Origin of the sequence: Aromatoleum sp. (assembly GCF_032027225.1) — a bacterium.
Lineage (GTDB): Bacteria > Pseudomonadota > Gammaproteobacteria > Burkholderiales > Rhodocyclaceae > Aromatoleum.
In genome coordinates this window covers 51,856-77,305 of record NZ_JAVSMM010000001.1, presented here as the reverse complement: position 1 = coordinate 77,305, position 25,450 = coordinate 51,856, and the positions used below count along the sequence as shown (strand labels likewise).

Annotated in this window: 30 protein-coding genes; 11 read left to right on the top strand and 19 right to left on the bottom strand. The window is 65.6% G+C overall.

All coding sequences use genetic code 11. The annotated features are described in order from the left end of the window. The first annotated feature begins 38 nt into the window (after positions 1–38). Positions 39–1,724, top strand: a complete 1,686-nt coding sequence (locus ROZ37_RS00375; RefSeq protein WP_312656587.1) for a diguanylate cyclase — start codon at positions 39–41, stop codon at positions 1,722–1,724. 24 nt (positions 1,725–1,748) lie between these two features. After that, entirely contained in the window at positions 1,749–2,021 is a 273-nt protein-coding gene (locus ROZ37_RS00370; RefSeq protein WP_312656585.1) for an oxidative damage protection protein, read from the top strand. Positions 2,022–2,134: 113 nt separating this feature from the next. Here the strand turns inward: ROZ37_RS00370 and phoU are convergent, their stop codons facing one another. The 4 genes from phoU to ROZ37_RS00350 form a co-directional block, all read right to left on the bottom strand. Next, the gene (gene phoU / locus ROZ37_RS00365; RefSeq protein ID WP_312656584.1) at positions 2,135–2,839 is read right to left on the bottom strand and encodes a phosphate signaling complex protein PhoU; all 705 of its coding nucleotides are present in this window, start codon (positions 2,837–2,839) and stop codon (positions 2,135–2,137) included. A gap of 51 nt (positions 2,840–2,890) precedes the next feature. Then, on the bottom strand, positions 2,891–3,577 hold the full coding sequence (gene rpiA, locus ROZ37_RS00360; protein ID WP_312656583.1) for a ribose-5-phosphate isomerase RpiA: 687 nt from the start codon (positions 3,575–3,577) through the stop codon (positions 2,891–2,893). A 23-nt stretch (positions 3,578–3,600) separates the two neighbouring features. Continuing rightward, complete coding sequence (gene glp / locus ROZ37_RS00355; protein WP_312656582.1) at positions 3,601–4,851, bottom strand: gephyrin-like molybdotransferase Glp; 1,251 nt, start codon at positions 4,849–4,851, stop codon at positions 3,601–3,603. A 142-nt stretch (positions 4,852–4,993) separates the two neighbouring features. Next, entirely contained in the window at positions 4,994–5,620 is a 627-nt protein-coding gene (locus ROZ37_RS00350; protein WP_312656581.1) for a c-type cytochrome, read from the bottom strand. A gap of 121 nt (positions 5,621–5,741) precedes the next feature. Between ROZ37_RS00350 and yihA the strand changes: the two genes are divergently transcribed. Next, positions 5,742–6,392, top strand: a complete 651-nt coding sequence (gene yihA / locus ROZ37_RS00345) for a ribosome biogenesis GTP-binding protein YihA/YsxC (protein WP_312656580.1) — start codon at positions 5,742–5,744, stop codon at positions 6,390–6,392. A gap of 208 nt (positions 6,393–6,600) precedes the next feature. Then, positions 6,601–7,617, top strand: a complete 1,017-nt coding sequence (gene hemB / locus ROZ37_RS00340) for a porphobilinogen synthase (RefSeq protein WP_312656578.1) — start codon at positions 6,601–6,603, stop codon at positions 7,615–7,617. A gap of 20 nt (positions 7,618–7,637) precedes the next feature. Here the strand turns inward: hemB and ROZ37_RS00335 are convergent, their stop codons facing one another. Genes ROZ37_RS00335 through bioB form a run of 3 tightly spaced genes read right to left on the bottom strand, consistent with a single transcriptional unit; the run spans position 7,638 to position 10,175 of the window. After that, positions 7,638–8,285, bottom strand: coding sequence for a pyrimidine 5'-nucleotidase (locus tag ROZ37_RS00335; protein ID WP_312657475.1), 648 nt, complete (start codon positions 8,283–8,285; stop codon positions 7,638–7,640). Positions 8,286–8,290: 5 nt separating this feature from the next. Next, a complete protein-coding gene (locus ROZ37_RS00330; RefSeq protein WP_312656576.1) occupies positions 8,291–9,184 on the bottom strand; it encodes a methyltransferase domain-containing protein in 894 nt (297 codons plus the stop codon). A 4-nt stretch (positions 9,185–9,188) separates the two neighbouring features. After that, positions 9,189–10,175 (bottom strand): biotin synthase BioB, encoded by a 987-nt coding sequence (gene bioB / locus ROZ37_RS00325; protein ID WP_409449921.1) that lies wholly within the window; start codon positions 10,173–10,175, stop codon positions 9,189–9,191. Between the two features lie 73 nt (positions 10,176–10,248). Between bioB and ROZ37_RS00320 the strand changes: the two genes are divergently transcribed. After that, positions 10,249–10,947, top strand: coding sequence for a ComF family protein (locus ROZ37_RS00320; RefSeq protein WP_312657474.1), 699 nt, complete (start codon positions 10,249–10,251; stop codon positions 10,945–10,947). Position 10,948: 1 nt separating this feature from the next. Further along, positions 10,949–11,413: a tRNA (cytidine(34)-2'-O)-methyltransferase gene (locus ROZ37_RS00315; protein WP_312656573.1), complete on the top strand. Its 465-nt coding sequence runs from the start codon at positions 10,949–10,951 to the stop codon at positions 11,411–11,413. Between the two features lie 22 nt (positions 11,414–11,435). Here ROZ37_RS00315 and ROZ37_RS00310 read toward each other — a convergent pair whose 3' ends face one another. Genes ROZ37_RS00310 through ROZ37_RS00285 form a run of 6 tightly spaced genes read right to left on the bottom strand, consistent with a single transcriptional unit; the run spans position 11,436 to position 14,452 of the window. After that, positions 11,436–12,422 carry an NAD(P)H-dependent glycerol-3-phosphate dehydrogenase gene (locus tag ROZ37_RS00310; RefSeq protein WP_312656572.1) on the bottom strand — a complete coding sequence of 329 codons (987 nt, stop codon included), beginning with the start codon at positions 12,420–12,422 and terminating at the stop codon, positions 11,436–11,438. Between the two features lie 5 nt (positions 12,423–12,427). Then, complete coding sequence (locus ROZ37_RS00305; protein WP_312656571.1) at positions 12,428–12,883, bottom strand: SH3 domain-containing protein; 456 nt, start codon at positions 12,881–12,883, stop codon at positions 12,428–12,430. Beyond that, on the bottom strand, positions 12,880–13,353 hold the full coding sequence (secB, locus tag ROZ37_RS00300) for a protein-export chaperone SecB (protein WP_312656569.1): 474 nt from the start codon (positions 13,351–13,353) through the stop codon (positions 12,880–12,882). The genes ROZ37_RS00305 and secB overlap by 4 nt, the downstream gene beginning before the upstream one ends. A 60-nt stretch (positions 13,354–13,413) precedes the next feature. Further along, on the bottom strand, positions 13,414–13,674 hold the full coding sequence (gene grxC, locus ROZ37_RS00295) for a glutaredoxin 3 (RefSeq protein WP_409449917.1): 261 nt from the start codon (positions 13,672–13,674) through the stop codon (positions 13,414–13,416). A 2-nt stretch (positions 13,675–13,676) separates the two neighbouring features. After that, the gene (locus ROZ37_RS00290; protein WP_312656565.1) at positions 13,677–14,093 is read right to left on the bottom strand and encodes a rhodanese-like domain-containing protein; all 417 of its coding nucleotides are present in this window, start codon (positions 14,091–14,093) and stop codon (positions 13,677–13,679) included. A 29-nt stretch (positions 14,094–14,122) separates the two neighbouring features. After that, entirely contained in the window at positions 14,123–14,452 is a 330-nt protein-coding gene (locus tag ROZ37_RS00285) for a metalloregulator ArsR/SmtB family transcription factor (protein WP_312656563.1), read from the bottom strand. Positions 14,453–14,599: 147 nt separating this feature from the next. Between ROZ37_RS00285 and gpmA the strand changes: the two genes are divergently transcribed. The 5 genes from gpmA (at position 14,600) to ROZ37_RS00260 (ending at position 19,428) form a co-directional block, all read left to right on the top strand. Further along, positions 14,600–15,349, top strand: a complete 750-nt coding sequence (gene gpmA / locus ROZ37_RS00280) for a 2,3-diphosphoglycerate-dependent phosphoglycerate mutase (protein WP_312656561.1) — start codon at positions 14,600–14,602, stop codon at positions 15,347–15,349. Positions 15,350–15,360: 11 nt separating this feature from the next. Beyond that, positions 15,361–16,713: a peptidoglycan DD-metalloendopeptidase family protein gene (locus ROZ37_RS00275; protein WP_312656560.1), complete on the top strand. Its 1,353-nt coding sequence runs from the start codon at positions 15,361–15,363 to the stop codon at positions 16,711–16,713. A gap of 35 nt (positions 16,714–16,748) precedes the next feature. After that, on the top strand, positions 16,749–18,134 hold the full coding sequence (locus tag ROZ37_RS00270) for a S41 family peptidase (RefSeq protein ID WP_312656559.1): 1,386 nt from the start codon (positions 16,749–16,751) through the stop codon (positions 18,132–18,134). A 20-nt stretch (positions 18,135–18,154) separates the two neighbouring features. Continuing rightward, complete coding sequence (locus ROZ37_RS00265; RefSeq protein WP_312656557.1) at positions 18,155–18,604, top strand: hypothetical protein; 450 nt, start codon at positions 18,155–18,157, stop codon at positions 18,602–18,604. A 68-nt stretch (positions 18,605–18,672) separates the two neighbouring features. Continuing rightward, the gene (locus ROZ37_RS00260; RefSeq protein ID WP_312656556.1) at positions 18,673–19,428 is read left to right on the top strand and encodes a molybdopterin-synthase adenylyltransferase MoeB; all 756 of its coding nucleotides are present in this window, start codon (positions 18,673–18,675) and stop codon (positions 19,426–19,428) included. A 20-nt stretch (positions 19,429–19,448) separates the two neighbouring features. On the opposite strand, the gene ribD is transcribed toward ROZ37_RS00260, so the two are convergent. From ribD to ROZ37_RS00230, 6 genes are all read right to left on the bottom strand, one after another. Then, positions 19,449–20,540 carry a bifunctional diaminohydroxyphosphoribosylaminopyrimidine deaminase/5-amino-6-(5-phosphoribosylamino)uracil reductase RibD gene (gene ribD, locus ROZ37_RS00255; RefSeq protein WP_312656554.1) on the bottom strand — a complete coding sequence of 364 codons (1,092 nt, stop codon included), beginning with the start codon at positions 20,538–20,540 and terminating at the stop codon, positions 19,449–19,451. Further along, a complete protein-coding gene (nrdR, locus tag ROZ37_RS00250; RefSeq protein ID WP_312656552.1) occupies positions 20,521–21,036 on the bottom strand; it encodes a transcriptional regulator NrdR in 516 nt (171 codons plus the stop codon). The genes ribD and nrdR overlap by 20 nt, the downstream gene beginning before the upstream one ends. A 72-nt stretch (positions 21,037–21,108) precedes the next feature. Continuing rightward, a complete protein-coding gene (glyA, locus tag ROZ37_RS00245; RefSeq protein WP_312656550.1) occupies positions 21,109–22,359 on the bottom strand; it encodes a serine hydroxymethyltransferase in 1,251 nt (416 codons plus the stop codon). Between the two features lie 150 nt (positions 22,360–22,509). Beyond that, positions 22,510–23,160, bottom strand: coding sequence for a histidine phosphatase family protein (locus tag ROZ37_RS00240; protein ID WP_312656548.1), 651 nt, complete (start codon positions 23,158–23,160; stop codon positions 22,510–22,512). Continuing rightward, the gene (locus tag ROZ37_RS00235; protein ID WP_312656547.1) at positions 23,151–24,839 is read right to left on the bottom strand and encodes a TRAP transporter large permease subunit; all 1,689 of its coding nucleotides are present in this window, start codon (positions 24,837–24,839) and stop codon (positions 23,151–23,153) included. Before ROZ37_RS00235 ends, ROZ37_RS00240 begins: the two co-directional genes overlap by 10 nt. Beyond that, positions 24,836–25,444 carry a TRAP transporter small permease subunit gene (locus ROZ37_RS00230; protein ID WP_312656545.1) on the bottom strand — a complete coding sequence of 203 codons (609 nt, stop codon included), beginning with the start codon at positions 25,442–25,444 and terminating at the stop codon, positions 24,836–24,838. Before ROZ37_RS00230 ends, ROZ37_RS00235 begins: the two co-directional genes overlap by 4 nt. Positions 25,445–25,450 lie beyond the last annotated feature (6 nt).

Sequence of the window (25,450 nt, the reverse complement as noted above, 5' to 3'; positions counted from 1 at the left end):
TGCGCCGCCCGGATGCGCCGGTCCTTCGGAGCGCGGCAATGACGAAGAGGGGCGCCGGTCGCAGAGGCGCTGGTCCGCTGGCCGCGGGTGCCGCCGCGTTCTTGTTTTCGGCGCTGTCCGCGGTCGTCGGCTGGAACTCGGCCGCGGACGGGAACGGCCTCGCGGCCGTCGTCGTCGTCGTCGCGATCGGTGTGCTCGCGGGTGTCGCCTATCGGCTCCACCTGGGTTGGCGCGAAAGGCGGCAGGAGGAGGACGAGAGCTTGCTCGGGGCGCGGGTCGATTCCCTTTGCGGCCCGGAGGAGCCGCTCCCGGACACGCGAGACACCTTGTCGCGCCTCGATGCGGTAGGCGACGAACTGCGGCTGCTGCGCGAAATCGCGGGTGGTGTCCACGGCGTCGAAGCCTTGTTCGAAGACGGCCGGCTCGCGTGGATCAGCCCGTCGATCGAGCGACTCACCGGGTGGAGCCCCGCTCACTGTGTCGCGGCACCCGACGCGCTCGCGCTGCTCGTGCATGAATCGGACCGGTCCTACTGTCTTCGGATGGCGCAGCGAGTCGCCGACGGAGGCGGCAGCGAGGACTTCGAGATGCGATTCGTGCACGAGGACGGCTCGGTCTGCTGGGTCGCGTGCCACTGGCGCCCCCTCGGCGACCGCAGCGCACGCCCGCTCCGCCTGCGCATGTCGGCCGAGGATATCCAGGCGCGCAAGGAAACCGAGTACAAGCTGCTCGAAACCGTCACCGAACTGCGCCGCGCGCAGGCGCTGCGAGAGCGCTACCTGTCGCGCAGCAACGACGAGCGCCAGCGCCTCGCCGCGCTGCTGAACGTGATCCGGCTCGGCATCCTGTTCATGGACCGGGACCATCGCGTTCTCTACTACAACCAAGCGATGTTGCGCATCTGGGGTTTCGCGCCGGACGAGAACCTGATCGGCGTCCGTGATGTCGTGATCCAGAACCGGGTTGCTCCGCTGCTCGAACAGCCGGAAGCGTATTTCGAGCATATCGAGGGCATGCTGCACAAGCAGGGCGTCAGCGAGCCTTATGAAATCCACATGCGCGACGGTCGCACGGTCACCGACGTGTCGGCGGTCGTCGAGGCGGCGCAGGGACGCCGCTGGATCGGTCGCGTGTGGATTTACGAGGACGTCACCGAGCAGCGGCAGATCGCGAAGCGGATGGTCGAGCTGGCCGAGCGCGACCCGCTGACGAACCTGTTCAATCGGCGGCGGTTCCATGAGGAGCTGGATCGCCTTCTCGCCGACGCCGAGCGGCGGCGCTTCGAAGTCGGGCTGGTCGCGATCGATCTCGACGGCTTCAAGCCGATCAATGACAAGTTCGGTCATCAGGCGGGCGATGAAGTCCTCATCGGTCTGGCTCATGACGTCGGCGCGGTGATCCGTCGCAACGAAATGTTCTTCCGCCTCGGCGGTGACGAATTTGCCGTACTGGTCGCCGATACGCAGGAAACCGATTTGCGCGAACTTGCTCGCCGCCTTCTGGACGTCATCGGTGCCCGTCGCTTCGTGTTCGCCGGCGAGACGGTCGGCGTCACCGCGAGTCTCGGTCTCGCGACCTTTCCATGTCATGCCGATTGCGCCGAGCGGCTCATCGCGGTCGCGGACGAGGCGATGTACTGCTCGAAGAATAGCGGGCGCAACCGCTGGACGTTCGCGGGACAGGAGGGCGAATCCGATAGAATGCGACGACTCGAGTCCGATTAACCCGATTGCGGAGGGGAACGAAAGATGGCCCGTATGGTTGAATGCATCAAGCTGGGGCGGGAGGCGGAAGGACTGGACGTGCCGCCGGTGCCGGGCGCGCTCGGCAAACGCATCTACGAAAACGTATCGAAGGAAGCGTGGCAGCAATGGGTCAAGTATCAGACCATGCTGATCAACGAGAACAGGTTGAACCTCATGGACGCCCGCGCTCGCAAGTACCTCGCCGAGCAGATGGAGAAGCATTTCTTCGGCGGCGGCGCGGACCAGGTCGGCGGTTACGTTCCGCCGTCGCCGTAAGCTCGGGTTCGACGCGCCGGTAAACGAAAAAGGGACGGAGGCTCCGTCCCTTTTTTCTTGCGTGCTTGCCGCGCGTCAGGGTGACGAGCGAAGGCGCGCGGCAGACCGTGGCGTCAGTTCCGCGTGGCTGCCCGCTCCAGCGCCTCGATGCCCTCGTGACGGACGTCGCGTCCCTTGACCATGTAGACGACGTATTCCGCGATGTTTTTCGCGTGATCTCCGACGCGTTCGATCGATTTCGCAATGAACAGCACATCGAGCGCACGGGTGATCAGGCGGGGATCTTCCATCATGTAGGTGATCAGCTGGCGCGTGATCCCCTTGAAGATCGCGTCGACCTCCTTGTCCTTGCGCGCGATTTCCGGCGACGACGACGGGTCCATCCGGGCGAACGCGTCGAGCGAGCGTTGCAGAAGGTCGACGGCCATCGAGGCGATGTGGCGCAGTTCCACCTTCGGCACGAAAACGGCGTCCGAGTCGATGATGTGGCGGCCGGCCTTCGCGATCTTCTTCGCTTCGTCGCCGACGCGCTCGAGGTCGGTGACCATCTGCACCATCGTCATGACCATGCGCAAATCGCCCGCTTGGGGTGCGTGCCGTGCGATCAGTTCGATGCACGCCTCGTCCAGCGCGACTTCCTGCTCATTCACGCGTCGGTCGTCCGCGATTACCGCGTCGATCGCGGCGAGGTCTCCGCTGTCGAGTGCGTCGACCGCGCGCGTCAGTTGCTGGACGACCAGACCGCCCATCTCGAGCAGGCGTTTCTGCAGGCCGTCGAGTTCCGTGTCGAATTGGGTAAAGGTGTGTTTGTTGACCATCTGATGTCCTCTCGATCCGCGCAGCCTAGCAGCCGAATGTGACGCGGGTGTTTAACGAAGGCGGGACGGCTCGGTCGCGGGCGCGACCCTTTGCTCGACCCCGTCCGCGTTGGCGAGCAGCAGCACGTCCGCGCCGCGACGGGCGAACAGGCCGTTGGTTACGACCCCCACGATCTGGTTGATCTCGGATTCGAGCGACCGCGGGTCGGTGATCTGCAAGCCATGGACGTCGATGATCAGATTCCCGTTGTCGGTGACGCATCCGTCGCGCAGCTTCGGCGAGCCGCCGAGGCGTGCGAGTTCGCGTTCGACTTGGGCACGTGCCATCGGGATGACTTCGACCGGCAGCGGAAAGCGCCCGAGACACTCGACGAGCTTGCTCGCGTCGCAGATGCAGACGAAGCGCCGCGCGACCGCGGCGACGATCTTCTCTCGCGTCAACGCCGCGCCGCCGCCCTTGATCATGCAGAATCCGCCGTCGATCTCGTCCGCGCCGTCCACGTAGATCGGCAAGTCGGCGATCTCGTTCAAATCGAAGAGCCGGATGCCGAGCGCTTCGAGACGGCGGGAGCTCGCTTCGGAGCTGGATATCGCGCCGGCGATGCGGCCCTTCATCGCCGCAAGCCCGTCTATGAAATGATTGACCGTCGAACCGGTGCCGACGCCGACGATCATGCCGTCCTCGATATAGTCGAGCGCGGCGGTCGCGGCGGCTTTCTTGAGTTGATCCTGGTCCATTGCGATATCCCGGATGTAGGTGCTTACACGAGGCCGTCGAACAACTGCACGAGAACGGGTTCGCCGGCCGCGACGTCTCCGCAATCCTCGGGAAGTACGATGAAGCAGTTTGCCTCGGACATCGAACGCAGCACGCCCGAACCCTGGGTCCCCGCGAGGCGCACGATGTTTCGGCCGCCGGTTGTCGCAAGCTGTCCTCGCAGGAACTCGCGGCGGCCCGGGCGCTTGTGGATGCTTTCGGCGGCCGCGGCTTCGAACATCACCGGCTCGGGCAGCGGCGACACGCCCGACAGCGCGAGCAGCGCATCCTGGACAAACTGATAGAAGGTCACGAGCACCGCGACCGGGTTGCCGGGCAAGCCGAACAGCCATGCGTCGCCGATGTGCCCGAAGGCCATCGGACGGCCGGGCTTGATGTCGATCTTCCAGAACGCGACTTCGCCGAGGCGATTGACCAGTTCGCGAATGAAATCGGCCTCGCCGACCGATACGCCGCCGCTCGTCAGGATGACATCCGCGTTGCCCGCGGCTTCGCGAAAAGCGGCCTCGAGCGCCGCGGGATCGTCCTGCACGACGCCCATGTCAAGGATGTCGCAGCCGAGCCGCGACAGGGCGCCGAAGAGTGTGTAGCGGTTGCTGTCGTACACTTCGCCGGGCCCGAGCGGCCTGCCGATCGATGCGAGCTCGTCACCGGTGGAGAAGAATGCGACGCGAAGCCGTCGTCGCACGACGACGTCGGCGATGCCCAGCGACGCGATCAGGCCGAGTTCGGCCGGTCCGCAGCGCTTGCCGCGGGGGAGTGCGACGCCGCCGATCGCGAGATCCTCGCCGGCAAGCCGCAGATTCTGTCCCGATTCCTGGCCGGGCGGGACGAAAACGCGGCCCGCTTCGCTCCGTGTCGCTTCCTGTACGACGATCGTGTCCGCTCCCTGCGGGATCGGTGCGCCCGTCATGATGCGCACGGCCTGGCCGGCGCCGACGATACCGGTGAAGGGCTTGCCGGCGAACGCGGTGCCGACGACGGCGAGCGCCGTTTCATCGTGCCCGAGGTCCGCGAAACGCACCGCGTACCCGTCCATCGCGGAGTTGTCGTGCGCGGGGACGTTGCAGGGGGCGATCACGTCTTCGGCGAGGACGCGGCCGAGCGCGTCGCGAACTGCGACGCGCTCCCACCCCGTTATCGGAGACAGTCGCTCGAAGATCGCGCGCCGCGCGTCCGAGGTCGAGAGGCTGGGGGAGCGGGGCGAGCGGTCCTGCGCCGATTTCTGTTCCATGGGTCGCTTCCGGTGCTACGGCCGGGGGCCGTCGTGAGGACGATTATTATCACAGATGCCGCGTCGCCGGCATCCGCGCCTCGGGCAAAGAAAAAAGGGCGGTCCGGCCGCCCCTTCCTTGTCCAGCGATGCGGTGCGATTTTCAGCGCAGACCGGCGGCGTAATCCGAAACCGCCTTGATCTCCACGTCGGTCATTTTCAGGGCGATCGTCTGCATCATCAGGTTGGGGTCGTTCTTGCGGACGCCGTCGCGGAACGCCTTCAGCTGCGCTTCGGTGTATTCCGCGAACTGACCCGCGATGCGCGGGTATTGTGCGGGCAGTCCTGCGCCAGCGGGGCCGTGACAGCCGGCACATGCGGGAACGCCCTTCGCGGCGATGCCTGCGCGCCAGATGTCCTGGCCGCGCTTCGCGGTTTCCGCGTTCGTCGCGGCCGCAGGCTGCAGCTGCTGCGACGAGAAATGCACGGCGAGCGCCTTCATGTCGGCATCTTCGAGTCCGGCGACCATCGCACCCATCACCGGGTTTTCGCGCACCGCGGGCTTGCCGTCCCACGACTTGAACTCCCGCAGCTGCTTGTAGAGGTATTCCTCGTGCTGATCGGCGATCTTCGGATTCACCGGAACGACGCTGTTGCCATCCGCACCATGACAGCCGGCGCAGATCGTCTCCGCAGTCTGTTTCGCCTTGGCGAGATCGGGAGATTGGTCCTGGGCGTGGAGGCCGCCTGCAACCAGCAGCAGCGAGAGCAGCAGGGAACGCTTGATCATGATGTCCTCAGAAAGCCGTGAGTGGGTGTCACAAACGCGCTATTCTATATCAAGTACCCCGTTTTGCGCGATGCAAGGTGGGCAAGTGTATAACCCCCGCCTCCGCTTTTTCCGATTCCCGATGCCAATCTTCCGCAACGCACGATTCGAAATTTCCGTCGCGAAAACCGCCGGCCTGCCGCCGCCCGACGGAGCGGAAATCGCGTTTGCCGGACGTTCGAACGCGGGCAAGTCGAGCGCGATCAATACACTCGCAGGGCATACGCGGCTCGCATACGTGTCGAAAACGCCGGGGCGCACGCAGCTGATCAATTTCTTCCGGCTGAATTGCGGGGCAGTGCTCGTCGACCTTCCGGGCTACGGTTTTGCGAAGGTGCCCGAAGCCGTGCGGCGACAGTGGCAGGGACTGCTCGAGGACTACCTCAGGAAGCGCGAGAACCTCGTCGGTCTCGTGCTGATCATGGACTCGCGCCATCCGCTGACGCCGCTCGACCGGCAGATGATCGACTGGTTCGTTCCCGGCGGGCGCCCGATCCACGTGCTGCTGACGAAATCCGACAAGTTGTCGCGCAACGAGGCCGCGGCGACGCTTGCGAGCGTGCGTCGTGAGCTTGCGGCGCTCGGGCCGCAGATCAGCGTGCAGCTTTTCTCCAGTCTGAAGAAGACCGGCATGGAGGAGGTCGAGCACAAGGTCGCGCAGTGGCTGAACCTGCCGACGGAGGACCTCCCCGCGATTCCGACCGCGGCGGAACTGCGGGCGGCCGGAAAGTGAGCGCAAGGCGGCGCGAAAAATAAAAAACCCCGGGCTAAAGGGGATAAAGCCCGGGGTCAAACGCCTTAACTGGATTAAGGCACCCGCTCAGGGAGGTGAAGCGGGAGATGGCTCGTCGCCATCTGGAGAGTAAGATGAGCGACTTTCCGGCGAAGTTCCACCCGCCGTCGTTACCGAGTGTATCCCCCTTCAATTCCCTGGATCGACAATGCGCCCTAACGGAATCTTTCCCGCGACCCGCATGCGGCGGATGCGCCGCGACGATTTTTCGCGTCGACTGATGCGCGAATCCCGCCTCTCGACCGACGACCTGATCTACCCCGTGTTCGTCCTCGAAGGCAGTGGCGTGACCGAAGCCGTGCCGTCGATGCCCGGGGTGAACCGGGTGTCGCTCGACAAACTGCTGCACGTCGCCGAAGAGGCGGTCGCGCTTGGCGTGCCGGCGCTGGCGCTGTTCCCGGTCATCGACGCGGAAGGCAAGACGTCCGGCGCCGAAGAGGCGTGGAATCCGGACGGACTCGTGCCGCGCGTCGTGCAGGCGCTGAAGGCGCGGTTCCCGGAGCTCGGCGTGATCACCGACGTCGCGCTCGACCCCTACACGAGCCACGGACAGGACGGACTGATCGATCCGGACGATCCGCGCGGCTACGTGCTGAACGACGAGACCCTCGAGGCGCTCGCGAAACAGGCACTGTGCCATGCGCAGGCGGGCGCCGACGTCGTCGCGCCGTCGGACATGATGGACGGGCGCGTCGCGCGCATCCGCGCCGAACTCGACGGCAACCGCCGCATTCACACGCGCATTCTCGCGTATGCCGCGAAGTACGCATCGAGCTTCTACGGCCCGTTTCGCGACGCCGTCGGCTCGGCGGGAAATCTCGGCGCGGGCAACAAGTACACGTACCAGATGGACCCGGCGAATTCCGACGAAGCGATCCGCGAAGTCGCGCTCGATATCGCCGAGGGCGCGGACATGTTCATGGTCAAGCCGGGCATGCCCTACCTCGACATCGTGCGCCGCGTGAAAACCGAGCTTCAGGTGCCGACCTATGTGTATCAGGTCAGCGGCGAATACGCGATGTTGAAGGCCGCGATCGCCAACGGCTGGCTCGCCGAGGAGGCGTGCGTGATGGAAGCGCTGCTCGCGTTCAAGCGCGCCGGCGCCGACGGCATCCTGACCTATTTCGCGCTCGACGCCGCGCGCTGGCTGAAGGCGACCGCCTGAGCTGCGCTGCCGCGCCGCTGTCAGCCCAGCCAGGGCCGGGCGGCGCGATGCAGATCCAGAATCGAAGGGATCTTCACGTCGACGTACGCCGGCTGCCGCAGCCCGCGGCCCACGAGCACCGTCTTCATTCCGAGCCGCTTCGCGGTGCGCAGGTTTTCGGCCGTGTCCTCGACGAGAACGCAGCGGCCGGCATCCAGCCGGTGGTCGTGCAGCAGGTGGCGGAAGGCCGCAACGCCCGGCTTCGGATGGAAACGCATCTGCTCGATGCCGAACACATCGTTGAATTGCCGCCGGATGCCCATCACGCCCACGACCGATTCAGCGTAACGCTGCGGGCCGTTCGAGAACACGATCTTCCTGCCCGGCAGCCGGCGCAGCATCGAGCGTAGCGCGCGGTCGAACACCATCATCTTGTGCAATTTCTCGAAGCGATGCGTCGCGTCGAGGAAGTGGTGCGGGTTCATTCCGTGATGGCGGACGAGACCGAGCAGCGTCGCGCCATAGCGGTGCCAATACTGCACGCGCAGCACGTTTGCTTCATCCTCGCTGAGCGACAGCTGCTGCGCGACGTACGCGGTCATGCTGCGGTTGATGTGCGGAAAGATGTGGGCGCTGGCGTTGTGGAGCGTGTTATCGAGGTCGAACAGCCACACCGGGGGCGCGGGCACGGCGCTCACCCTGCAGGTTTGCGCGGCTGGAAGCGCATCACTGCGCGGCCGTCGTCGGTGACCTTCGGCTGCGCCTTCCACGCGTGACCCTGGACGATTTCGAACGTGGCCGGCAACCGGCCCTCGCGGCGCAAGGTGTCGAGCGCGGTCCGTGCCGTCGCCCAGCCGGATTTTCCCGCCAGGCCCCGGGGCCGCGCGGTACTCGCGTTGGTGCTGCCGGAGAGCCGCAAGTCGCGCAGCAATTCGTCGAGATCGCCGTACGTCAGCGTCAGCACCTCCATGTCCATCACCGGGTCGGAGAAACCCGCTGCGACCAGCGCGTCGCCGACGTCGTGCATGTCCAGGAAGCGGTGCACCCGCTCGCCGTACGCTTGCGGGAGCGCGTCACGCAGTTCCTTGAGCGTGTCGGGACCGAGCGACGAGAACATCAGCATGCCGTCGACCTCGAGCACGCGATGCAGTTCACGCAAGGCCGGAAGCGGGTCGGTGAGCCAGTTCAGTGTCAGGTTCGACCACACCAGCGACATGCTGGCCCGGGCGATCGGCAGTGAGGCCGCATCGGCGCAAACGAGCGACGGCACGGCAGGGCGGCCGAAGGCGCGCAGCCGGCCGAGCAACCCGCGCTCCCCGCGCGCCCGTTCCAGCATCGGCAGCGCGAAGTCGATGCCGACCCGCATCGCCGACGGGAATCGCTTGCCGAGCGCGTCGAAGTCGGCGCCCGTGCCGCAGCCGAGGTCGAGGATGCGCTTCGGCGCGAGCCGAATGTAGTCGAGTCGCTCGTCCATGCGGCGGGCGACTTCGCGCGCCAGGACCGAGACGTCGTCGTACGTTCCGGCGGCGCGGCCGAAGCGCCGGATCAGCAGCTCGCGGTCGAGCGCAAAGTCTTTCTCCGTCGGCATCCGCTCAAATCGCGCGAAGGCCGAGGCGTTCGAACAGCGCCTCGTCGCGGTCCGCGTCCGGGTTGTCGGTCGTCAGCAGACGGTCCCCGTAGAAGATCGAGTTCGCGCCCGCCATGAAGCACAGGGCCTGCAGCTCGTCATTCATCTGTTGGCGGCCGGCCGACAGGCGCACGTAGCTCGCCGGCATCATGATGCGGGCGGCTGCAATCGTCCGCACGAATTCGAACGGGTCGATTTTCTCGACGCCTTCGAGCGGCGTGCCGGGCACCGCGACGAGGTTGTTGATCGGAACCGATTCGGGCGGCGGCGCCATGTTCGCGAGTTGCACGAGCAGGCCGGCGCGGCTGGTGCGACCTTCGCCCATGCCGACGATGCCGCCGGAACATACGTTGATGCCGGCTCCGCGGACCTGCTCGAGCGTGTCGAGGCGGTCGGCGAGCGTGTGCGTCGTGATGATCTGGCCGTAGAACTCGGGCGCGGTATCGAGGTTGTGGTTGTAATAATCGAGGCCGGCCTCCTTCAGTTGCAGCGCCTGGTCGCCCTTGAGCATGCCGAGCGTCACGCAGGTTTCGAGGCCGAGCGCCTTGACCTCCCGCACCATCGCTAGCACGGTCTCCATGTCCTTGTCCTTGGGGCCGCGCCATGCCGCGCCCATGCAGAAGCGCGAGGCACCCTTCGCCTTCGCCGCCTTCGCGTGCTCGACGACCTCGGCGACGCGCATCAGCTGCTCGCGGTCGAGTCCCGTGTGGTGCCGGGCCGATTGGGAGCAGTAGCTGCAGTCTTCCGAGCAGCCGCCGGTCTTGATCGAAAGCAGGGTCGAGCGCTGGACGGCGTTGGGGTCGAAATGTTCGCGATGCGCCTGCTGCGCGCGGAACAGCAGGTCCATGAAGGGCAGGTCGAACAGCGCGACCGCTTCGGCGACGGTCCATTTCTTTTGCGGCGCGGCGGCAGCCGCGTTCCGGCTCTCGGTGGTCCTGCACTCAGAAGTCATTGTCATGAAAGCGATTCCGCGGTGTAATTCAAAATTACCGCATATTCGTCGATAGCCGTAAACCTTGTCAAACGTGCTTGCTGTCCTGCGCCGCGGCCTGCCAGCAGTTGCAAATCTTCTGCTGCCGCAGGACTGCTTCGTCTGTGGCGACGACTGCGGTCCCGGCCCCGTTTGTGCCGCGTGCCGGACGCTGCTTCCGAGTCAACCGGCCGGCTGTCCGGTCTGCGCGGTGCCGACGGAGGAGGGCTTGACCTGCGGGCGCTGCCTGCGGGATCCGCCTGCTTTCGACGCGACGCACGCGGGCTTCGCGTACGCGTTTCCGCTCGACCGCATCGTGCAGGCGCTCAAGTATCGCCACCGGCTGGCGCTCGCCGGCTTCCTCGCCGATGCGCTGCTTCCGCTCGTTCCGCCGGAGAAAGCCGTGTTGCTGCCGATGCCGCTGCATGTCCGGCGGCTGCGCGAGCGCGGTTTCAACCAGGCGGTGGAAATCGCCCGCCCGCTCGCCCGCGCCATCGGCCTGCCGCTCGAGCTCGGTGCCGTCCGGCGAGTGCTGAACACCGCGCCGCAGGCGTCCTTGCCGTGGAAGGCGCGACGCGTCAATATGCGCGGCGCCTTCCGATGCGATGCGTCGTTCACCGGTAAGACCGTGATCGTCGTCGACGACGTCATGACGACCGGAGCGACGCTCGACGAACTCGCCCGGACGCTCAAACGCCACGGCGCCGCCCGGGTCGAAAATCTTGTCGTCGCCCGAACGCCTTCACCCGCTTGAAATGCTCGATATCGTCCTCTTCCAGCCTGAAATCCCGCCGAACACCGGCAATACGATCCGGCTCGCAGCAAATACCGGCGCGCGGTTGCATCTCGTGCGACCGCTCGGCTTCGATCTTTCCGATCGCCAGCTCGCGCGTGCCGGTCTCGACTACCATGACCTGACGACGGTGGCGATCCACGACGACTGGAACGCATGTTTGTTCGTGCTCGGCGGACGTCGCATCTTCGCGCTGAGCACCGGCGGCCAGACGCGCTACGACCGGGCCGAATACCGGGCCGACGACGTGCTGCTGTTCGGGCGCGAAACGAGCGGGTTGCCGGCGGAGGTTCTGGCCGCCGTGCCGGAAGAACAACGGCTGCGGATTCCGATGTTTCCATCGAATCGCAGCGTGAACCTGTCGAACGCGGTCGCGGTCGTCGTTTTCGAGGCGTGGCGGCAGATGGGGTTCGCGGGCGGCAGATAGGAACGCGTTGGCGCGCGTCGACTCACTCGTGCTTTGGTTCGCGCGACAGGAGCTGCTCGACGACTTCGCGCGGCCCGAGGCGCGGGCTGTGCAGCAGCGCATCGACCGCCTCGCACAGCGGCATGCTGACATTGTGGCGCGCGGCGAGCTTCACGACCTCGCGCGCGGTCGGCACGCCTTCGGCGACATGACCGAGCTCGTTGAGGATTTCGTTCAGCGTCCTGCCCTGCGCGAGCGCGAGACCGACGCGGCGGTTGCGCGACAGGTCGCCGGTGCAGGTCAGGATCAGATCGCCCATGCCGGCGAGTCCCATCAGTGTCTCCGCGCGACCGCCGAGCGCCTCGGCGAGCCGCGCGATCTCCGCGAGGCCGCGCGTGATCAGCGCCGCACGGGCATTCAGTCCGAAGCCCATGCCGTCCGATACGCCTGCGGCGATCGCGAGCACGTTCTTCACCGCCCCGCCGATCTCGGCGCCGGGAAGGTCGGAGTTCGCATAGATGCGGAACCTGGGCTGATGAAGCACCTGCACCCAATGTTTCGCGAACGCTGCGTCGGTTGCCGCGAGAGTGACCGCCGTCGGCATCCCGCGAGCGACTTCGGCGGCGAAACTCGGGCCGGTCAATACTCCGCAGGCGGCGTCTGGCCCGAGCGCGTCGGCGACGATTTCGTGCGGCAGTTTTCCGGTGCCGGCTTCGAGCCCCTTGCACGCCCAGATGAGCGGCGTGCCGGGCTGGAACTGGCGAAGATCATTGACCGCGGAACGCAGGCCCGCGAGCGGCGTGACGACGAGGTGAAGATCGGCTTCACGGGCGGCCGCGCCGAAATCCGTGGTCAGTTCGAGCTCGACGGGCAGCGGCACGCCGGGGAGATAGCGCGCGTTGTTGCGACTCGCGGCGAGCGCATGCATGTGCTCGGCATCCCGTCCCCACAGGACGACACGGTGTTTCCCGCAGAATGCGAGTGCGAGCGCGGTGCCCCACGCGCCGGCTCCGAAAACGGCGATGCGCATCGGGCTCAAACGCCCCACGCCTCGGTTACGCGCAGGTAGCCCGAAGAGCCGTCCTTGTGGCGGACCTGGATCCAGCCGTTCCCCGACTGCGCCACGAACTCGAGAACGACGTCCTTCGCGGCTTCGAACGCGACGGGGGCGTCATCGGCGGGATTTTGTCGCACCGAGGCGCGCGGCGCCGTCACCTGCACGGTCCGTTTGTCGGACAGCGCGCGCCGCTCGACCCAGGTCAAGGCGCCGGCCGCGTCGCGCACCTTCACCCACTTGTCGAGCGTGACGACGACTTCGAGCGGCGTGCCGGCGGCGACGATGAACAGGCGCTTGCCCTTTTCCGAAGGCGCGTCGTACATGATCGACGGCTGCCCGACCGAACGGTACTCGATCGCCTGCGCGAGACTCGTCGAACTGACGAGCACCGCGGCGAGGCCGAGGGCTCGGGAGATTGCGCGCAACCCGCTCACTGGATCGGAAGCTCGGTGTTGTTTGCCGACGCACCCTGCTGTTGCTGGGCCTGATACAGCGACTCGAAGTTCACCGGAGCGAGAATCACCGGCTGGAATCCGGCGCGGGTGATCGCGTCGGAGATCGTTTCGCGTGCGTACGGGAACAGGATGTTCGGGCAGCCGATCATCATCACCGGCTCGAGATCGTCTTCCGGCACGTTGCGGATCTGGAAGATGCCGGCCTGGGCTGCTTCGACGAGGAAGACGGTGCGGTCGTCCGGCAGCTTGGCCGACACGGTGACGGTCAGCGTGACTTCGAAGACGCCGTCGTCGATCTTGCTGCCCTCGGTTCGCAGTTGCACGTTGACCTGCGGGTTTTCGCGATCGAGGAAAATGCGCGGTGCGTGCGGGACTTCGAGCGAGAGGTCCTTGACATAGAGCTTTTCGATCGAGAAGACGGGCTGTTCGGCTTGGGCGTTTGCGGTCATGTTTGGCCTGAAGTTTTACGGATCGATGAGCGGCCCGGGTGCGGGTCGGCGAAGGGTGTGTCAGGGGGCCGCGAGCAGGTCGTCGAGCTTGCCGGCATGGTCGAGCGCGAACAGATCGTCGCAGCCGCCGACATGGTAATCGCCGATGAATATCTGTGGAACCGTCCTGCGGCCGGTCAGCTGCATCATTTCGTCGCGCCGGGCAGGATCCTGGTCCACGCGAATCTTCTCGATGTCGGCGACGCCCTTGCGCTTGAGCAGCTGCTCCGCACGCACGCAGTAAGGGCAGACTGCGGTGGCATACATTCTGATGTTCGGCATGTTCATTTCCTCTTGCGGCTGATCGGCTGTCCCGCTTTTTCCCACTCTTGGAGACCGCCGCGCAGGTTGAAGAGTTTCTCGAACCCTGCCTTGCGGAGCGCGGCGATCGCGGGTCCGGAGCGGGCTCCGGTCGTGCAGCAGACGATCAACGGGCGCGCCTTGAGCTTATCGAGTTCGGACTTGCGGCGCTCGAATTCGCTGACCGGGATATGTCGCGCGTTCGGGATGTGGCCGCTCGCATATTCGGCCTGGTCGCGAATGTCGATGACCGTGGCGTCTTCCCGGTTGATCAGGAGCGTCGCCTCGACGGGCGACACGAGGGTTTTGTCACCCTGGGCGCGGACGAGGTCGAACAACAGCCATGCACCGCTTGCCGCGGCGAGTGCGGCCCAATACCAGTTTTGCTGGAGAAATTCCACGAAATCCTGCTCCGTTGTTGGTTCTTGATTCAGGTCTTGCCGGGGGAGACGCCGCAGAAGAGTTCGCGCATCAGCACGATCAGCTGCAGGGTCCGTTGGTCGCAGACGCGGTAATAGACGCGGTTCGCGTCCTTGCGGGTCTGCAGCACGCCCTTGTCCCGAAGGATCGCGAGGTGCTGGGAAATGTTGCTTTGCGACGTGCCGACCGCCTCGACGATTTCCTGCACGCAGATCTCGCTCCCGCCGAGCACGCACAGGATCTTCAGCCGCAGCGGGTGGGCGATTGCCTTGAGCGCACGTGCGGCAGTCTCGATGTGCTCGTGCTTGTCGATCAGGTCGATTATGGCGTTGTGGTCCACGGGAGGCGGGAGTGCGGGCGGGACGACTAGTATAAAATACTGCGCTGCCTACGCGCGCTTTGCCGGGCCTCCGTTCCGGTTTTCGTGGCAGTTCGCATTCACGTTGCCGTTTTTTCCGTCTTCCTCAACCTTTTTTCCCGAGTGCTCATGTACAAAATCGTTTTGCTTCGCCATGGCGAGTCCACCTGGAACAAGGAAAACCGTTTCACGGGCTGGACCGATGTCGATCTGACCGAGAAAGGAGTCGACGAGGCTCACGCCGCCGGCCAGTTGCTGAAGCGTGAAGGGTTTGCGTTCGATCTCGCGTACACCTCGGTGCTCAAGCGCGCGAACAAGACGCTCAACATCGTGCTCGAGGAACTCGACGCGCTGTGGTTGCCGGTCGAGCATTCGTGGAGGCTGAACGAGCGCCATTACGGCGACCTGCAGGGCCTGAACAAGGCGGAAACCGCTGCGAAATTCGGTGATGAGCAGGTTCTGATCTGGCGACGCTCGTACGACACGCCGCCGCCGCCGCTGCCCGAAGGCGACCAGCGGCTCACCAGCTCGGACCCTCGCTACGCGTCGCTGCCACGCGCGCAGTTCCCGCGCACCGAATGCCTGAAGGATACCGTCGCGCGATTCGTGCCTTACTGGGAAACGGCCATCGTCCCAAACATCCTCGCCGGCCGCCGCATCCTGATCGCGGCGCACGGCAACAGCCTGCGCGCGCTTATCAAGTATCTCGACAACATTTCCGACAGCGAGATCGTGGGTCTGAACATTCCGACCGCGCAGCCGCTCGTTTATGAACTCGATGCGAACCTGCGTCCGATCAAGAGCTACTACCTCGCCGACGAGGAAACCATCCGGGCGGCCGAAGCCGCGGTGGCCGGACAGGGCAAGGCGAAGGCCTGAGATTTTCAGAGATGTCTCGTCGGGGAGGGCGTGCGCTGCTGGGAGCCTTGGTCGCGGCCGGGGCGCTGGCGCTCGCCGCCCCGTTCCCGGTCTTGGCCCAAGCCAATGAGTCCGGCGACGTCGCGCAGAAACGATCCGATCTCGAGGACGTCAAGCGGCGCATCCGTGAGCTGCAGAAGGAAATCGCCGGCACCGAGGAGTCGCGTTCGAGCGCGGCCGACGAGCTCGTCGAGGCGGAACGTGCCGTTTCCCGTGCCCAGCGCGAACTGCGCCGGCTCGCCGATGAGCGCGAGGCGACGGAAAAGTCGCTCGCAGTGCTCGAAGCGGAACGGCGGGAAGTCGAGGAGCGCATCGCCGGGCGACAGAGCGAACTAGCGGAGTGGCTGAGGCGGCATTACGTGCACGGTGCGGGCGGCGAAGTCGCCCCCTTCCTGTCGACGCGAGACCCGAACCAGCTCGCGCGTGACGCCCGTTATCTCGAACATCTCGGCAAGGCGCGAATCGAGCTGATCGAAACCCTGCGCGGCGATCTGCGGCAAAAGGCGCAACTGGGCGAGACGATCGCCGCGCGTCGCGACCGAGTCGCGGCGCTCGAAAACGAGCGATCGGCTCAGCACGCCGCGCTCGAGACCGTGCAGGCGAAACGCAAGGAGGCGCTCGCGGGCCTGTCCGAGCAGTTGCGCAGCCAGCGCAAGGAAGAGGAAACCCTGCGCCAGGATCAGTCCCGACTCGGGCGACTGGTCGCGATTCTCGCGAAGCGGGCGGCCGAGCGCGAGGCGGCGCGGATCGCGGCGGCGAAGGCTGCCGAGGCGAGGGCCGCGGAGGCGCGCGCGGCCGAAGCGCGGGCCGCGCAGACGAGGGCGGCGATACCGCCGCGCTCGGCGGGCGGTGGAGAGAAGACGCGCGCGCGTTCCGAAGTGGTCGGCGAGGTGCGCCAGGCTTCCGGTCCGACGCCGACCGGCGTCAGTTTTGCGCAATTGCGGGGAAAAATGCGTTTTCCGGTTCGCGGCGAACTGCTCGGCCGCTTCGGTGCTCCAAGGGCGGAAGGCGGAACGACGTGGCGGGGAGTTTTCATCCGCGCGGCGGGAGGCGCGCCGGTGCGGGCCGTGGCGGCAGGGGAAGTCGTGTTCTCGGACTGGCTTCGCGGCTACGGCAACCTGATCATCATCGACCACGGCAACGACTATCTGTCGATCTATGGCAACAACGATGCGCTGCTCAAGGAGTTGGGCGACGGCATCGCCGGCGGGGACACGATCGCCAATGTCGGAGCGAGCGGAGGCGGTCTGGAATCGGGTTTATACTTTGAAATTCGTCACCGCGGCCAGCCGCTCGATCCCCTCCAGTGGGTCAGGCTCGACTAGGTCTTTCCCGGTGATTTTCCCTCGACGGAGTCGTCATGCGTAACAAGTTTCAGAAGGCGGGCTTGGTCATGACCGGTGTCTTTGCCGGAGTGCTGATCAGCCTCAATTTTTCAGCCAGCGCGGACAAGGTCGCGCCGGCACCCCTGCCCGTCGAGGAGTTGCGCGCGTTCGCGGATGTGTTCAACGCGATCAAGCAGGGCTACGTCGAGCCGGTCGAAGACAAGACGCTGATCAATCATGCGATCAGCGGGATGCTGAACGGGCTGGACCCGCATTCGTCGTATCTCGATGCGGAAGCGTTCAAGGAACTGCAGGTCGGCACCCATGGCGAGTTCGGCGGCCTGGGTATCGAAGTCGGCATGGAGGACGGGTTCGTCAAGGTGATTTCGCCGATCGAGGACACGCCCGCGTTCCGCTCGGGGGTGAAGGCGGGCGACCTCATCGTCAAGCTCGACGAAACGCCGGTGAAGGGCATGAGCCTCAATGACGCCGTCAAAAGGATGCGCGGCAAGCCGAAGACCGACATCACGCTGACGATCGTCCGCAAGGGCGAGGATCGCCCGCTGGTGCTGACCCTGACGCGTGAAGTCATCAAGGTGCAGAGCGTCAAGTCGAAGGTCGTCGAGCCCGGCTACGGTTACCTGCGCATCGCCCAGTTCCAGGAGAACACCGCGCAGTCGGTCGTGGACCATCTCGGCAAACTGGCCAAGGAGGGCGAGCTGAAGGGGCTGGTGCTCGATCTGCGCAACGACCCGGGCGGCCTCCTGCACGGCGCCGTCGGCGTCGCGTCGGCATTCCTGTCGCCGAACGCGCTGGTCGTGTCGACCGACGGACGGACCGAGGACGCGAAGCGCGAGTACCGGGCGGTCTCCGAAGACTACCTGCGCGGCAATCGCGATGACTTCCTGAAGACCTTGCCAGCCTGGGCGCGCACGCTTCCGATGGTCGTTCTCGTCAACGCCGGTTCCGCCTCGGCGTCCGAAATCGTCGCGGGTGCGCTGCAGGATCACAAGCGGGCGGTCGTCATGGGCACGCAGACCTTCGGCAAGGGCTCGGTGCAGACGATCCTGCCGTTGAACAGCAGCACGGCGATCAAGCTCACGACCGCACGGTACTACACACCGAACGGACGCTCGATCCAGGCCAAAGGCATCGAACCCGACATCGTCGTCGAGGAAACGACGAACGGCTCGTCGCGGCGCCTGCGCGAAGCGGACCTCGAGCGCCATCTCGGCAATGATCGCGACCCGGAAGTCGAGCGCATGAAAGCGGTCGAGCCGAAGACCGACACCAAGCAGAGCCCGGGCGACGAAGACAGCGCGGCGGCGCGCTTCGAACTCGCAAGCAAGGACGACTATCAGCTGAATCAGGCGATCAACCTTCTCAAGGGGCTGCAGATCGTCCAGAATAAAAAGGAATAATTCGGCTAACAGGAGGCGTGATGCGGCGGGAGACTGCTTACAAGCTGGCCGGCAGGCATCACGATCACCCGATAGCCGGCGCCGGCCTGCACAAGCGGCGCGAGATCCGCTTCGCCGCAGCGCCCGACGGTCAGGTCCGTCAGGCGCTGCGCGCACTTCAAATGTTGAGGGGGGTGCGCGTCGTGTACGCCGAACGGCCGGGCAGTCTGCTCGTTTCCTACTCGGTGCTCGACCATTCCCTCGAAGTGCTCGAAGGCGCGCTGCGCGAGGCTGGGTTCCGTCTCGACGATACGATGTACGTGAAGCTCGTCCGGGCGGTCGTCTATTTCTGCGAGGAAACGCAGCGTCATAACCTTGTGTCGCCGGAGCGGCTGATCAAGAAGTCGAACGAGGTGTACGTGACGGTCTACGACCAGCATCCGCATGGCGACCACGACGATACCCCGGCGGAGTTCCGCGAGTACAAGTAGCCTTCCATTCGTCCGGCGATGCCGCTCCTGGACGACCGATCCAGCAACTTTCCGAATCAGCCGTGTCGATGGATGACGATCAGCTCCTGCGCTACAGCCGCCATATCCTGTTGCCCGAAATCGGGGTCGAGGGGCAGGAGGCGATTCTTTCGGCGAGAGTGCTGATTGTCGGCGCCGGCGGACTCGGGTCTCCCGCTGCGATGTATCTTGCCGCCGCTGGGGTCGGCACGGTCGTCCTGTGCGACGACGACACGGTCGACCTGACGAACCTGCAGCGGCAGATCCTGCATACCGCGGAAGCGGTGGGAAGGCTGAAGGTCGAATCGGGGCGGGACACCCTGCTGCGCCTCAATCCGCAGGCGCGCATCGAGACGCTCGCGCTGCGGCTGCAGGGTTCGGCGCTAGACGAGCAAGTCGCGGCCGCGGACCTCGTTCTCGACTGTTGCGACAACTTCGCGACGCGGCACGCAATCAATCGCGCATGTGTGCGCTTCCGCAAGCCTCTCGTCTCCGGCGCGGCAATCCGCTTCGACGGGCAAGTGTCGGTGTTCGACCTGCGCCGAGATGATAGTCCCTGCTACCACTGCCTGTTTCCCGAAGGTCAGGATGTCGAGGAGGTGCGCTGCGCGGTGATGGGCGTGTTCGCGCCCCTGACCGGAATCATCGGCACGACCCAGGCAGCCGAAGCGCTGAAGCTGCTGGTCGGCTGCGGCACGTCGCTCGACGGCCGCTTGCTGCTGCTCGATGGCCTCGCGATGGAGTGGCGGACGGTGCTGCTCGGGCGCGATCCGGCGTGCGAGGTGTGCGGCGGGCGCGAGGACTGAGCGTTCGCGCCGGTCCCGCGTCAGGCTTTCGGCCGTGCAAGCACGCGGAGATCCTCGCCTACGCTCCGCACGTCACGCAATTCGAGACGCATTGCGGTCCCGAGCCCGGTGAGTTCGGGGAGGTTGAAGAGTCCTTGTGCAACGTCGCCGACGATCATCGGCGCTACGTAAAGCAGCAGTTCGTCGACGCAGCCCTCGCGCAGCAGCGAACCGTTGAGTTTCAGTCCGGCTTCCGCGTGCACCTCGTTGATCCCGCGGCGGCCGAGTTCCCACATCAGTTCGGGCAGATCGACCTTGCCTTGCGACTTCGGCAGGTGGACGACCTCGACACCGAGTTCGGCGAGTTCGGCCGCTTTCTGCTGATTGTCGACCGCCGTGACGACGAGGGAGTTGCCGCCCTGCAGCAGCTTCGCCGACAAGGGCACTTCGAGGCGGGCGTCGATGAGCACGCGCAGCGGCTGGCGCTCGCATGGCACTGCGCGAACCGTGAGTTGAGGGTCGTCTTCGCGCACTGTGCCGATTCCGGTGAGCACCGCGCAGGCGCGCGCTCGCCACCGGTGACCGTCGCGACGCGCGGCCTCGCCGGTGATCCACTGGCTGACGCCGTTATTCAGCGCGGTCTTGCCGTCGAGCGACGCCGCCGCCTTCAGTCGCAGCCACGGCCGCCCGCGCGTCATTCGCGAGACGAAGCCGATATTGAGCTCGCGCGCCTCGTCCGCCATCAGGCCGGTGTCGACCGCGATGCCCGCCGCTTGCAGGCGGGCGATGCCGCCGCCGACGACGAGCGGGTTGGGATCTTCCATCGCCGCAACCACGCGCGCGACGCCGGCCGCGATCAAGGCTTCGGCGCAGGGCGGCGTTCGTCCGTGATGTGCGCACGGTTCGAGCGTCACATATGCAGTCGCGCCTCGGGCGGATTCTCCGGCGGCCTGCAGCGCGAGAACTTCGGCGTGCGGTTCACCAGCGCGTCGATGCCAGCCTTCGCCGACGATTCGACCGTCCTTGACGATGACGCTGCCGACCCGTGGGTTCGGCGTCGTCGTCTCGAGGCCGTAGCGCGCCAGTTGCAGCGCGCGGGCCATTGACGCGTGATCAGCTGCCGAAAAGGTCATTTTCGGGAGGCGGTTCGGATGGCTCGTCGCCGCGACTGCGCTTTGGACGTGCCTTGACTTCGCGAATGACCTCGGAGAATTCGTCGACATCGGCGAAGTTGCGGTAGACGGACGCGAAGCGGATGTACGCGACCTTGTCGAGCTTCTTCAGCTCGCGCATCACGAGCTCGCCGACCTTCTCGCTCGGTACTTCCTGTTCGCCGAGTGCGAGCAGCTTCGCCTCGATCCGATCGACCGCCGCTTCGAGCGCTTCGAGGGAGACCGGGCGCTTGCGCAGCGCGAGCTTCATGCTTCCGGCGAGTTTCTCGTGGTCGAATTCGCTGCGAAGACCGTTGCGCTTGATGATCACCGGCATCTTCAAATCGATGCGCTCGTAAGTCGTGAAGCGCTTGTCGCAGCGGGCGCAGCGACGGCGGCGGCGAACGACTTCGCCGCCTTCGTTCTCACGCGTGTCAGTGACCTGGGTATTCGGGTCGCCGCAGAACGGGCATTTCATTGCGGCGGCCGGACGGAGCAGTGCGGCGCGGCCGTAGCCGGACGCGCCGTCGATGCGGGGGAAGACCCGGGCTTACTTCCCATACACCGGGTGGTGCGCGCACAACTCGGCAACCTTGCTGCGGACCTGCTCGAGCACGGTTTCGTCCTGCGGCGCGTCGAGCACGTCGGCGATCAGGTGGGCGATCTGTTCGGCCTCGATTTCGGTGAAGCCGCGCGTCGTCATCGCCGGGGAGCCGATACGGATGCCGGAGGTCACGAAGGGCTTTTCCGGGTCCTTCGGGATCGCGTTCTTGTTGACGGTGATGTGCGCAGCACCCAGCGCGGCTTCCGCCGCCTTGCCGGTGATGTTCTTCGCACGCAGGTCGACGAGGAACACGTGGCTTTCGGTACGGCCCGACACGATGCGCAGGCCGCGCTCCTCACCGAGCACACGCGCCATTACGCGCGCGTTGGCGATCACCTGTTCCTGGTAATCGCGGAATTGCGGCATCAGCGCTTCCTTGAACGAAACCGCCTTCGCCGCGATCACGTGCATCAGCGGACCGCCCTGCAGTCCGGGGAAGATCGCCGAATTGATCGCCTTCTCGTGCTCGGCCTTCATCAGGATGATGCCGCCGCGCGGGCCGCGCAGCGTCTTGTGCGTGGTCGAGGTCACGACGTCGGCGTGCGGAACCGGGTTCGGATAGTAGCCGGCGGCAATCAGGCCGGCATAGTGGGCCATGTCGACCCAGAAGATCGCGCCGATTTCCTTCGCGATCTTCGCGAAGCGTTCGAAGTCGATGCGCAGCGAATAGGCGGACGCACCGGCGATGATGATGCGCGGCTTGTGTTCGCGCGCGAGGCGCTCCATCTGCTCGTAGTCGATCTCTTCATTTGCGTCGAGGCCGTACGCGACGACGTTGAACCACTTGCCCGACATGTTCAGCGGCATGCCGTGCGTGAGGTGGCCGCCTTCGGCGAGGCTCATCCCCATGATCGTGTCGCCGGGCTTCGCGAATGCCATCAGCACCGCCTGGTTCGCCTGCGAGCCGGAGTTCGGCTGCACGTTCGCGGCTTCCGCGCCGAACAGCTTCTTGATGCGGTCGATCGCGATCTGTTCGGCGACGTCGACATGCTCGCAGCCGCCGTAGTAGCGCTTGCCCGGGTAGCCTTCGGCGTACTTGTTCGTCAACTGCGAACCCTGCGCTTCCATCACGGCGTGGGAGACGTAGTTTTCCGATGCGATGAGCTCGATGTGGTCTTCCTGGCGACGGTTTTCGGCCTGGATGGCGGCCCACAGTTCGGGATCGACCTTGGCGAGGGTGTCTTGCGCAGAGAACATGGGACGGACTCGAAGCGATTGGTTTTAAAAGCGGATATTAGCATGGGCCGCCGACCGGCAGGCTAGCGGGGGGCGCCGGGGCGGCGCGGTGGGAAGCCGCGGCCGCCGTCGCGAGAATGGGTTCGAGTTCGTGGCGAACGCGCGGTGAACTCAGCCGTTCGGCAGCTCGTCGCGCGCGCCTTGCAGATGGGCTTCGTCCGCCCAGGCGACGAGGCGCCAGGCGCCGCCGTCGAACTCGATCCAGTTGAGCGCCGCGTTGGGAATCGTGAAATCGCGCTTCGCTTCAAGCGCTTTTCCGCTCGTCAGGCGATGTGCGACGTCGAGGACCCCGCCATGCGTGACGACCAATACCTGTTCCCCGGGATGCGCCACTGCGATGCGTGACAGCACACGTCGGATGCGCGCGGCGAAGGCGGTCAGACTTTCGCCGCCGCCCGCGAAGGCGAAATCCGCGTCGCGGGCGTGGAAGCGGTCGTAATCGGCGGGGAAACGCGCCCGCGCCTCGTCATAGGTGAGACCCTGGAAATCCCCGTAATGCCGCTCGCGCAGCGCGGGCTCGATCGTCATGTCCAGCGCCAGCGCGCGCCCGGCGGCGGTCGCCGTCTCCCGCGCGCGGCCCAGGTCGCTGGAATACAGCGCGGCGAAAGTGTGTCCGGCGAGACTGCGGGCCGCAGCCTCGGCCTGAAGGCGGCCCGTCTCGTTCAGCGGGACGTCCAGGTGTCCCTGCAGTCGTCGTTCGGCGTTCCACGCAGTCTCACCGTGCCGGACGAGGCAGAGCCGTGAGATATCCGTCATTTCCATGCCCCGCCGCTCTCCTCGCCCCAGCCGCCGGCACCGCCGGGCGGAGCCTGGATTTGGATCTTGTCGAGATCCACCTCGGTCTTCTTGTCGAGGCCGCCGGACACGAGCTCCGGGAACGCGATCACGAGGGCGACCATCACGATCTGGATCAGTACGAACGCGACGGATCCGCGGTAGATATCGCCGGTCTTCATGCCTTCGATGTGCTTTTTCGTGACGCGGTCGATGTAGGCCGAGTTGGGTGCGACGCTGCGCAGATAGAATAGCGCGAAGCCGAACGGCGGCGTCAGGAACGAGGTCTGCAGGTTGATCGCGATGATGACGCCGAACCAGATCAGATCGATGCCCATGTTTTCCGCGACCGGTCCGAGCAACGGCAACAGGATGAACGCGATCTCGAAGAAGTCGATGAAGCAGCCGAGGAAGAAGATCACGACGTTCACGAACAGCAGGAAGCCGAGCTGCCCGCCGGGGAGACGGTCGAACAGGTGCTCGACCCAGATCTGACCGTCGATCGCGGTGAAGACGAAGCTAAAGATCGTCGAGCCGACGAGGATGAACATCACGAAGATCGACAGCCGCGCGGTCGATTCGAGCGCCTGCACCATCGTCTTGAAGTCGAGCCGGCGCCGCACGATGGCCATGATCATCGCTCCGACCGCGCCCATCGCGCCGCCTTCGGTCGGCGTCGCGACGCCGAGGAAGATCGTTCCGAGCACGAGGAAGATCAGGATCAGCGGCGGAATCAGCACGAAGGTGACGCGTTCGGCGATCCGCGATAGCAGCCCGAGCCTGAGTCCGCGGTTGATCAGCGCGAGGACGAGCGCGAAGATCGTGCCGAAGGTCAGGGCGACGACGATCGTTTCGTCGAGCGCCGGCGGCAGGACTTCCCGGCCCTCGAGCCAGGTGAGCACCGCGTCGTAGTTCTTCCCTAGCGCGATCGAGGCCGCGGTCACGAGGATCGCCAGGATGCCGAGCGAGCGTAACCCGGAACCGCCGTCGGGTTCGCGGTAGGCGAGCGCTTCGGGCGGCAGTGCCGGCACCATCTTGGGCCGGAAGATCGCGAGGCCGATGATGAACAGCGCGTACAGGCCGACGAGCGCGAGCGCCGGGATCATCGCGCCCTTGTACATGTCGCCGACGCTGCGGCCGAGCTGGTCGGCCATGACGATCAGCACCAGCGACGGCGGAATTGCCTGCGCGAGCGTGCCGGACGCGGTGATAACGCCGGCTGCGATGGGGCGGCTGTAGCCGTAGCGCAGCATGATCGGCAGCGAGATCAGGCCCATCGAGATCACCGACGCGGCGACGACGCCGGTCGTCGCGGCGAGCAGCGCGCCGACGAAGATCACCGCGAGCGCGAGGCCGCCCCGGACCGAGCCGAACACTTGCCCGACGGTCTCGAGCAGATCCTCGGCCATGCCGCTTCGTTCGAGGATGAGCCCCATCAGCGTGAAAAACGGGATCGCGAGCAGCGTGTCGTTCTGCATGATGCCGAACACGCGCAGCGGCAGCGCCTGAAACAGCGCCGGCGGAATCAGGCCGAGCTCGAGGCCGATGAAACCGAAGAAGAGGCCGCAGGCCGACAGCGAAAAAGCGACCGGGAAGCCCGACAGCAGGAAGAAGACGATCACCCCGAACATGATCGGGGCGAGGTTGGCGGAGACGAATTCGATCATTTCTGGGGCTCGTCGGCGGCGTGGTTCGAGGAGGCATCGCCGGTCGCGGCCTGGACGTGGTCTTCGGCGTCGTTGTGCGTATCGTTTGCGAGGCAGTCCGGCCCGCGCCCGGTGAGGAAGGCGATGCGCTTGATCAGTTCGGACAGCGCTTGCAACGCGAGCAACGCGAAGCCTGCCGGAACCAGCGCGTAGACGGGCCAGCGGATCAGGCCGCCGGCGTTCGACGACACTTCACCGGAGACATAGGCGCTCTCGACCACCGGCCACGAGAAGCTGATCATGAAGTAGCACAGCGGCAGCAGGAAGACGATGATGCCGACGATGTCGATGTAGTTGCGCGTGCGCGGGCTGAGCTTGTTGGCAAGAACATCGATGCGAACGTGGGCGTTCTGCAGGAACGCAAAGCCCGCGCCGAGCATGAACACCGCCGCGAAGAGATACCACTGGATCTCGAGGAAAGCATTCGAGCCGATGCTGAAGGCCTTTCGCGCGATGGCGTTGACAGCGCTGATGACCGTCGTTGCCAGGATGAACCAGATGACGACCTTGCCGATCAATCGGCTCAGCGCGTCGACGCATTGTGAAAACTTGAGCAGGATTCCCATCGGGTG

Excerpts from the sequence above, each read along its gene's own strand:
- ROZ37_RS00375 (WP_312656587.1), top strand. The coding sequence starts at position 39 with ATGACGAAGAGGGGCGCCGGTCGCAGAGGCGCTGGTCCGCTGGCCGCG.
- ROZ37_RS00370 (WP_312656585.1), top strand. The coding sequence starts at position 1,749 with ATGGCCCGTATGGTTGAATGCATCAAGCTGGGGCGGGAGGCGGAAGGA.
- phoU (WP_312656584.1), bottom strand. The coding sequence starts at position 2,839 with ATGGTCAACAAACACACCTTTACCCAATTCGACACGGAACTCGACGGC.
- rpiA (WP_312656583.1), bottom strand. The coding sequence starts at position 3,577 with ATGGACCAGGATCAACTCAAGAAAGCCGCCGCGACCGCCGCGCTCGAC.
- glp (WP_312656582.1), bottom strand. The coding sequence starts at position 4,851 with ATGGAACAGAAATCGGCGCAGGACCGCTCGCCCCGCTCCCCCAGCCTC.
- ROZ37_RS00350 (WP_312656581.1), bottom strand. The coding sequence starts at position 5,620 with ATGATCAAGCGTTCCCTGCTGCTCTCGCTGCTGCTGGTTGCAGGCGGC.
- yihA (WP_312656580.1), top strand. The coding sequence starts at position 5,742 with ATGCCAATCTTCCGCAACGCACGATTCGAAATTTCCGTCGCGAAAACC.
- hemB (WP_312656578.1), top strand. The coding sequence starts at position 6,601 with ATGCGCCCTAACGGAATCTTTCCCGCGACCCGCATGCGGCGGATGCGC.
- ROZ37_RS00330 (WP_312656576.1), bottom strand. The coding sequence starts at position 9,184 with ATGCCGACGGAGAAAGACTTTGCGCTCGACCGCGAGCTGCTGATCCGG.
- bioB (WP_409449921.1), bottom strand. The coding sequence starts at position 10,175 with ATGACTTCTGAGTGCAGGACCACCGAGAGCCGGAACGCGGCTGCCGCC.
- ROZ37_RS00315 (WP_312656573.1), top strand. The coding sequence starts at position 10,949 with ATGCTCGATATCGTCCTCTTCCAGCCTGAAATCCCGCCGAACACCGGC.
- ROZ37_RS00310 (WP_312656572.1), bottom strand. The coding sequence starts at position 12,422 with ATGCGCATCGCCGTTTTCGGAGCCGGCGCGTGGGGCACCGCGCTCGCA.
- secB (WP_312656569.1), bottom strand. The coding sequence starts at position 13,353 with ATGACCGCAAACGCCCAAGCCGAACAGCCCGTCTTCTCGATCGAAAAG.
- grxC (WP_409449917.1), bottom strand. The coding sequence starts at position 13,674 with ATGCCGAACATCAGAATGTATGCCACCGCAGTCTGCCCTTACTGCGTG.
- gpmA (WP_312656561.1), top strand. The coding sequence starts at position 14,600 with ATGTACAAAATCGTTTTGCTTCGCCATGGCGAGTCCACCTGGAACAAG.
- ROZ37_RS00275 (WP_312656560.1), top strand. The coding sequence starts at position 15,361 with ATGTCTCGTCGGGGAGGGCGTGCGCTGCTGGGAGCCTTGGTCGCGGCC.
- ROZ37_RS00270 (WP_312656559.1), top strand. The coding sequence starts at position 16,749 with ATGCGTAACAAGTTTCAGAAGGCGGGCTTGGTCATGACCGGTGTCTTT.
- ROZ37_RS00265 (WP_312656557.1), top strand. The coding sequence starts at position 18,155 with ATGCGGCGGGAGACTGCTTACAAGCTGGCCGGCAGGCATCACGATCAC.
- ROZ37_RS00260 (WP_312656556.1), top strand. The coding sequence starts at position 18,673 with ATGGATGACGATCAGCTCCTGCGCTACAGCCGCCATATCCTGTTGCCC.
- ribD (WP_312656554.1), bottom strand. The coding sequence starts at position 20,540 with ATGACCTTTTCGGCAGCTGATCACGCGTCAATGGCCCGCGCGCTGCAA.
- nrdR (WP_312656552.1), bottom strand. The coding sequence starts at position 21,036 with ATGAAATGCCCGTTCTGCGGCGACCCGAATACCCAGGTCACTGACACG.
- glyA (WP_312656550.1), bottom strand. The coding sequence starts at position 22,359 with ATGTTCTCTGCGCAAGACACCCTCGCCAAGGTCGATCCCGAACTGTGG.
- ROZ37_RS00240 (WP_312656548.1), bottom strand. The coding sequence starts at position 23,160 with ATGGAAATGACGGATATCTCACGGCTCTGCCTCGTCCGGCACGGTGAG.
- ROZ37_RS00235 (WP_312656547.1), bottom strand. The coding sequence starts at position 24,839 with ATGATCGAATTCGTCTCCGCCAACCTCGCCCCGATCATGTTCGGGGTG.
- ROZ37_RS00230 (WP_312656545.1), bottom strand. The coding sequence starts at position 25,444 with ATGGGAATCCTGCTCAAGTTTTCACAATGCGTCGACGCGCTGAGCCGA.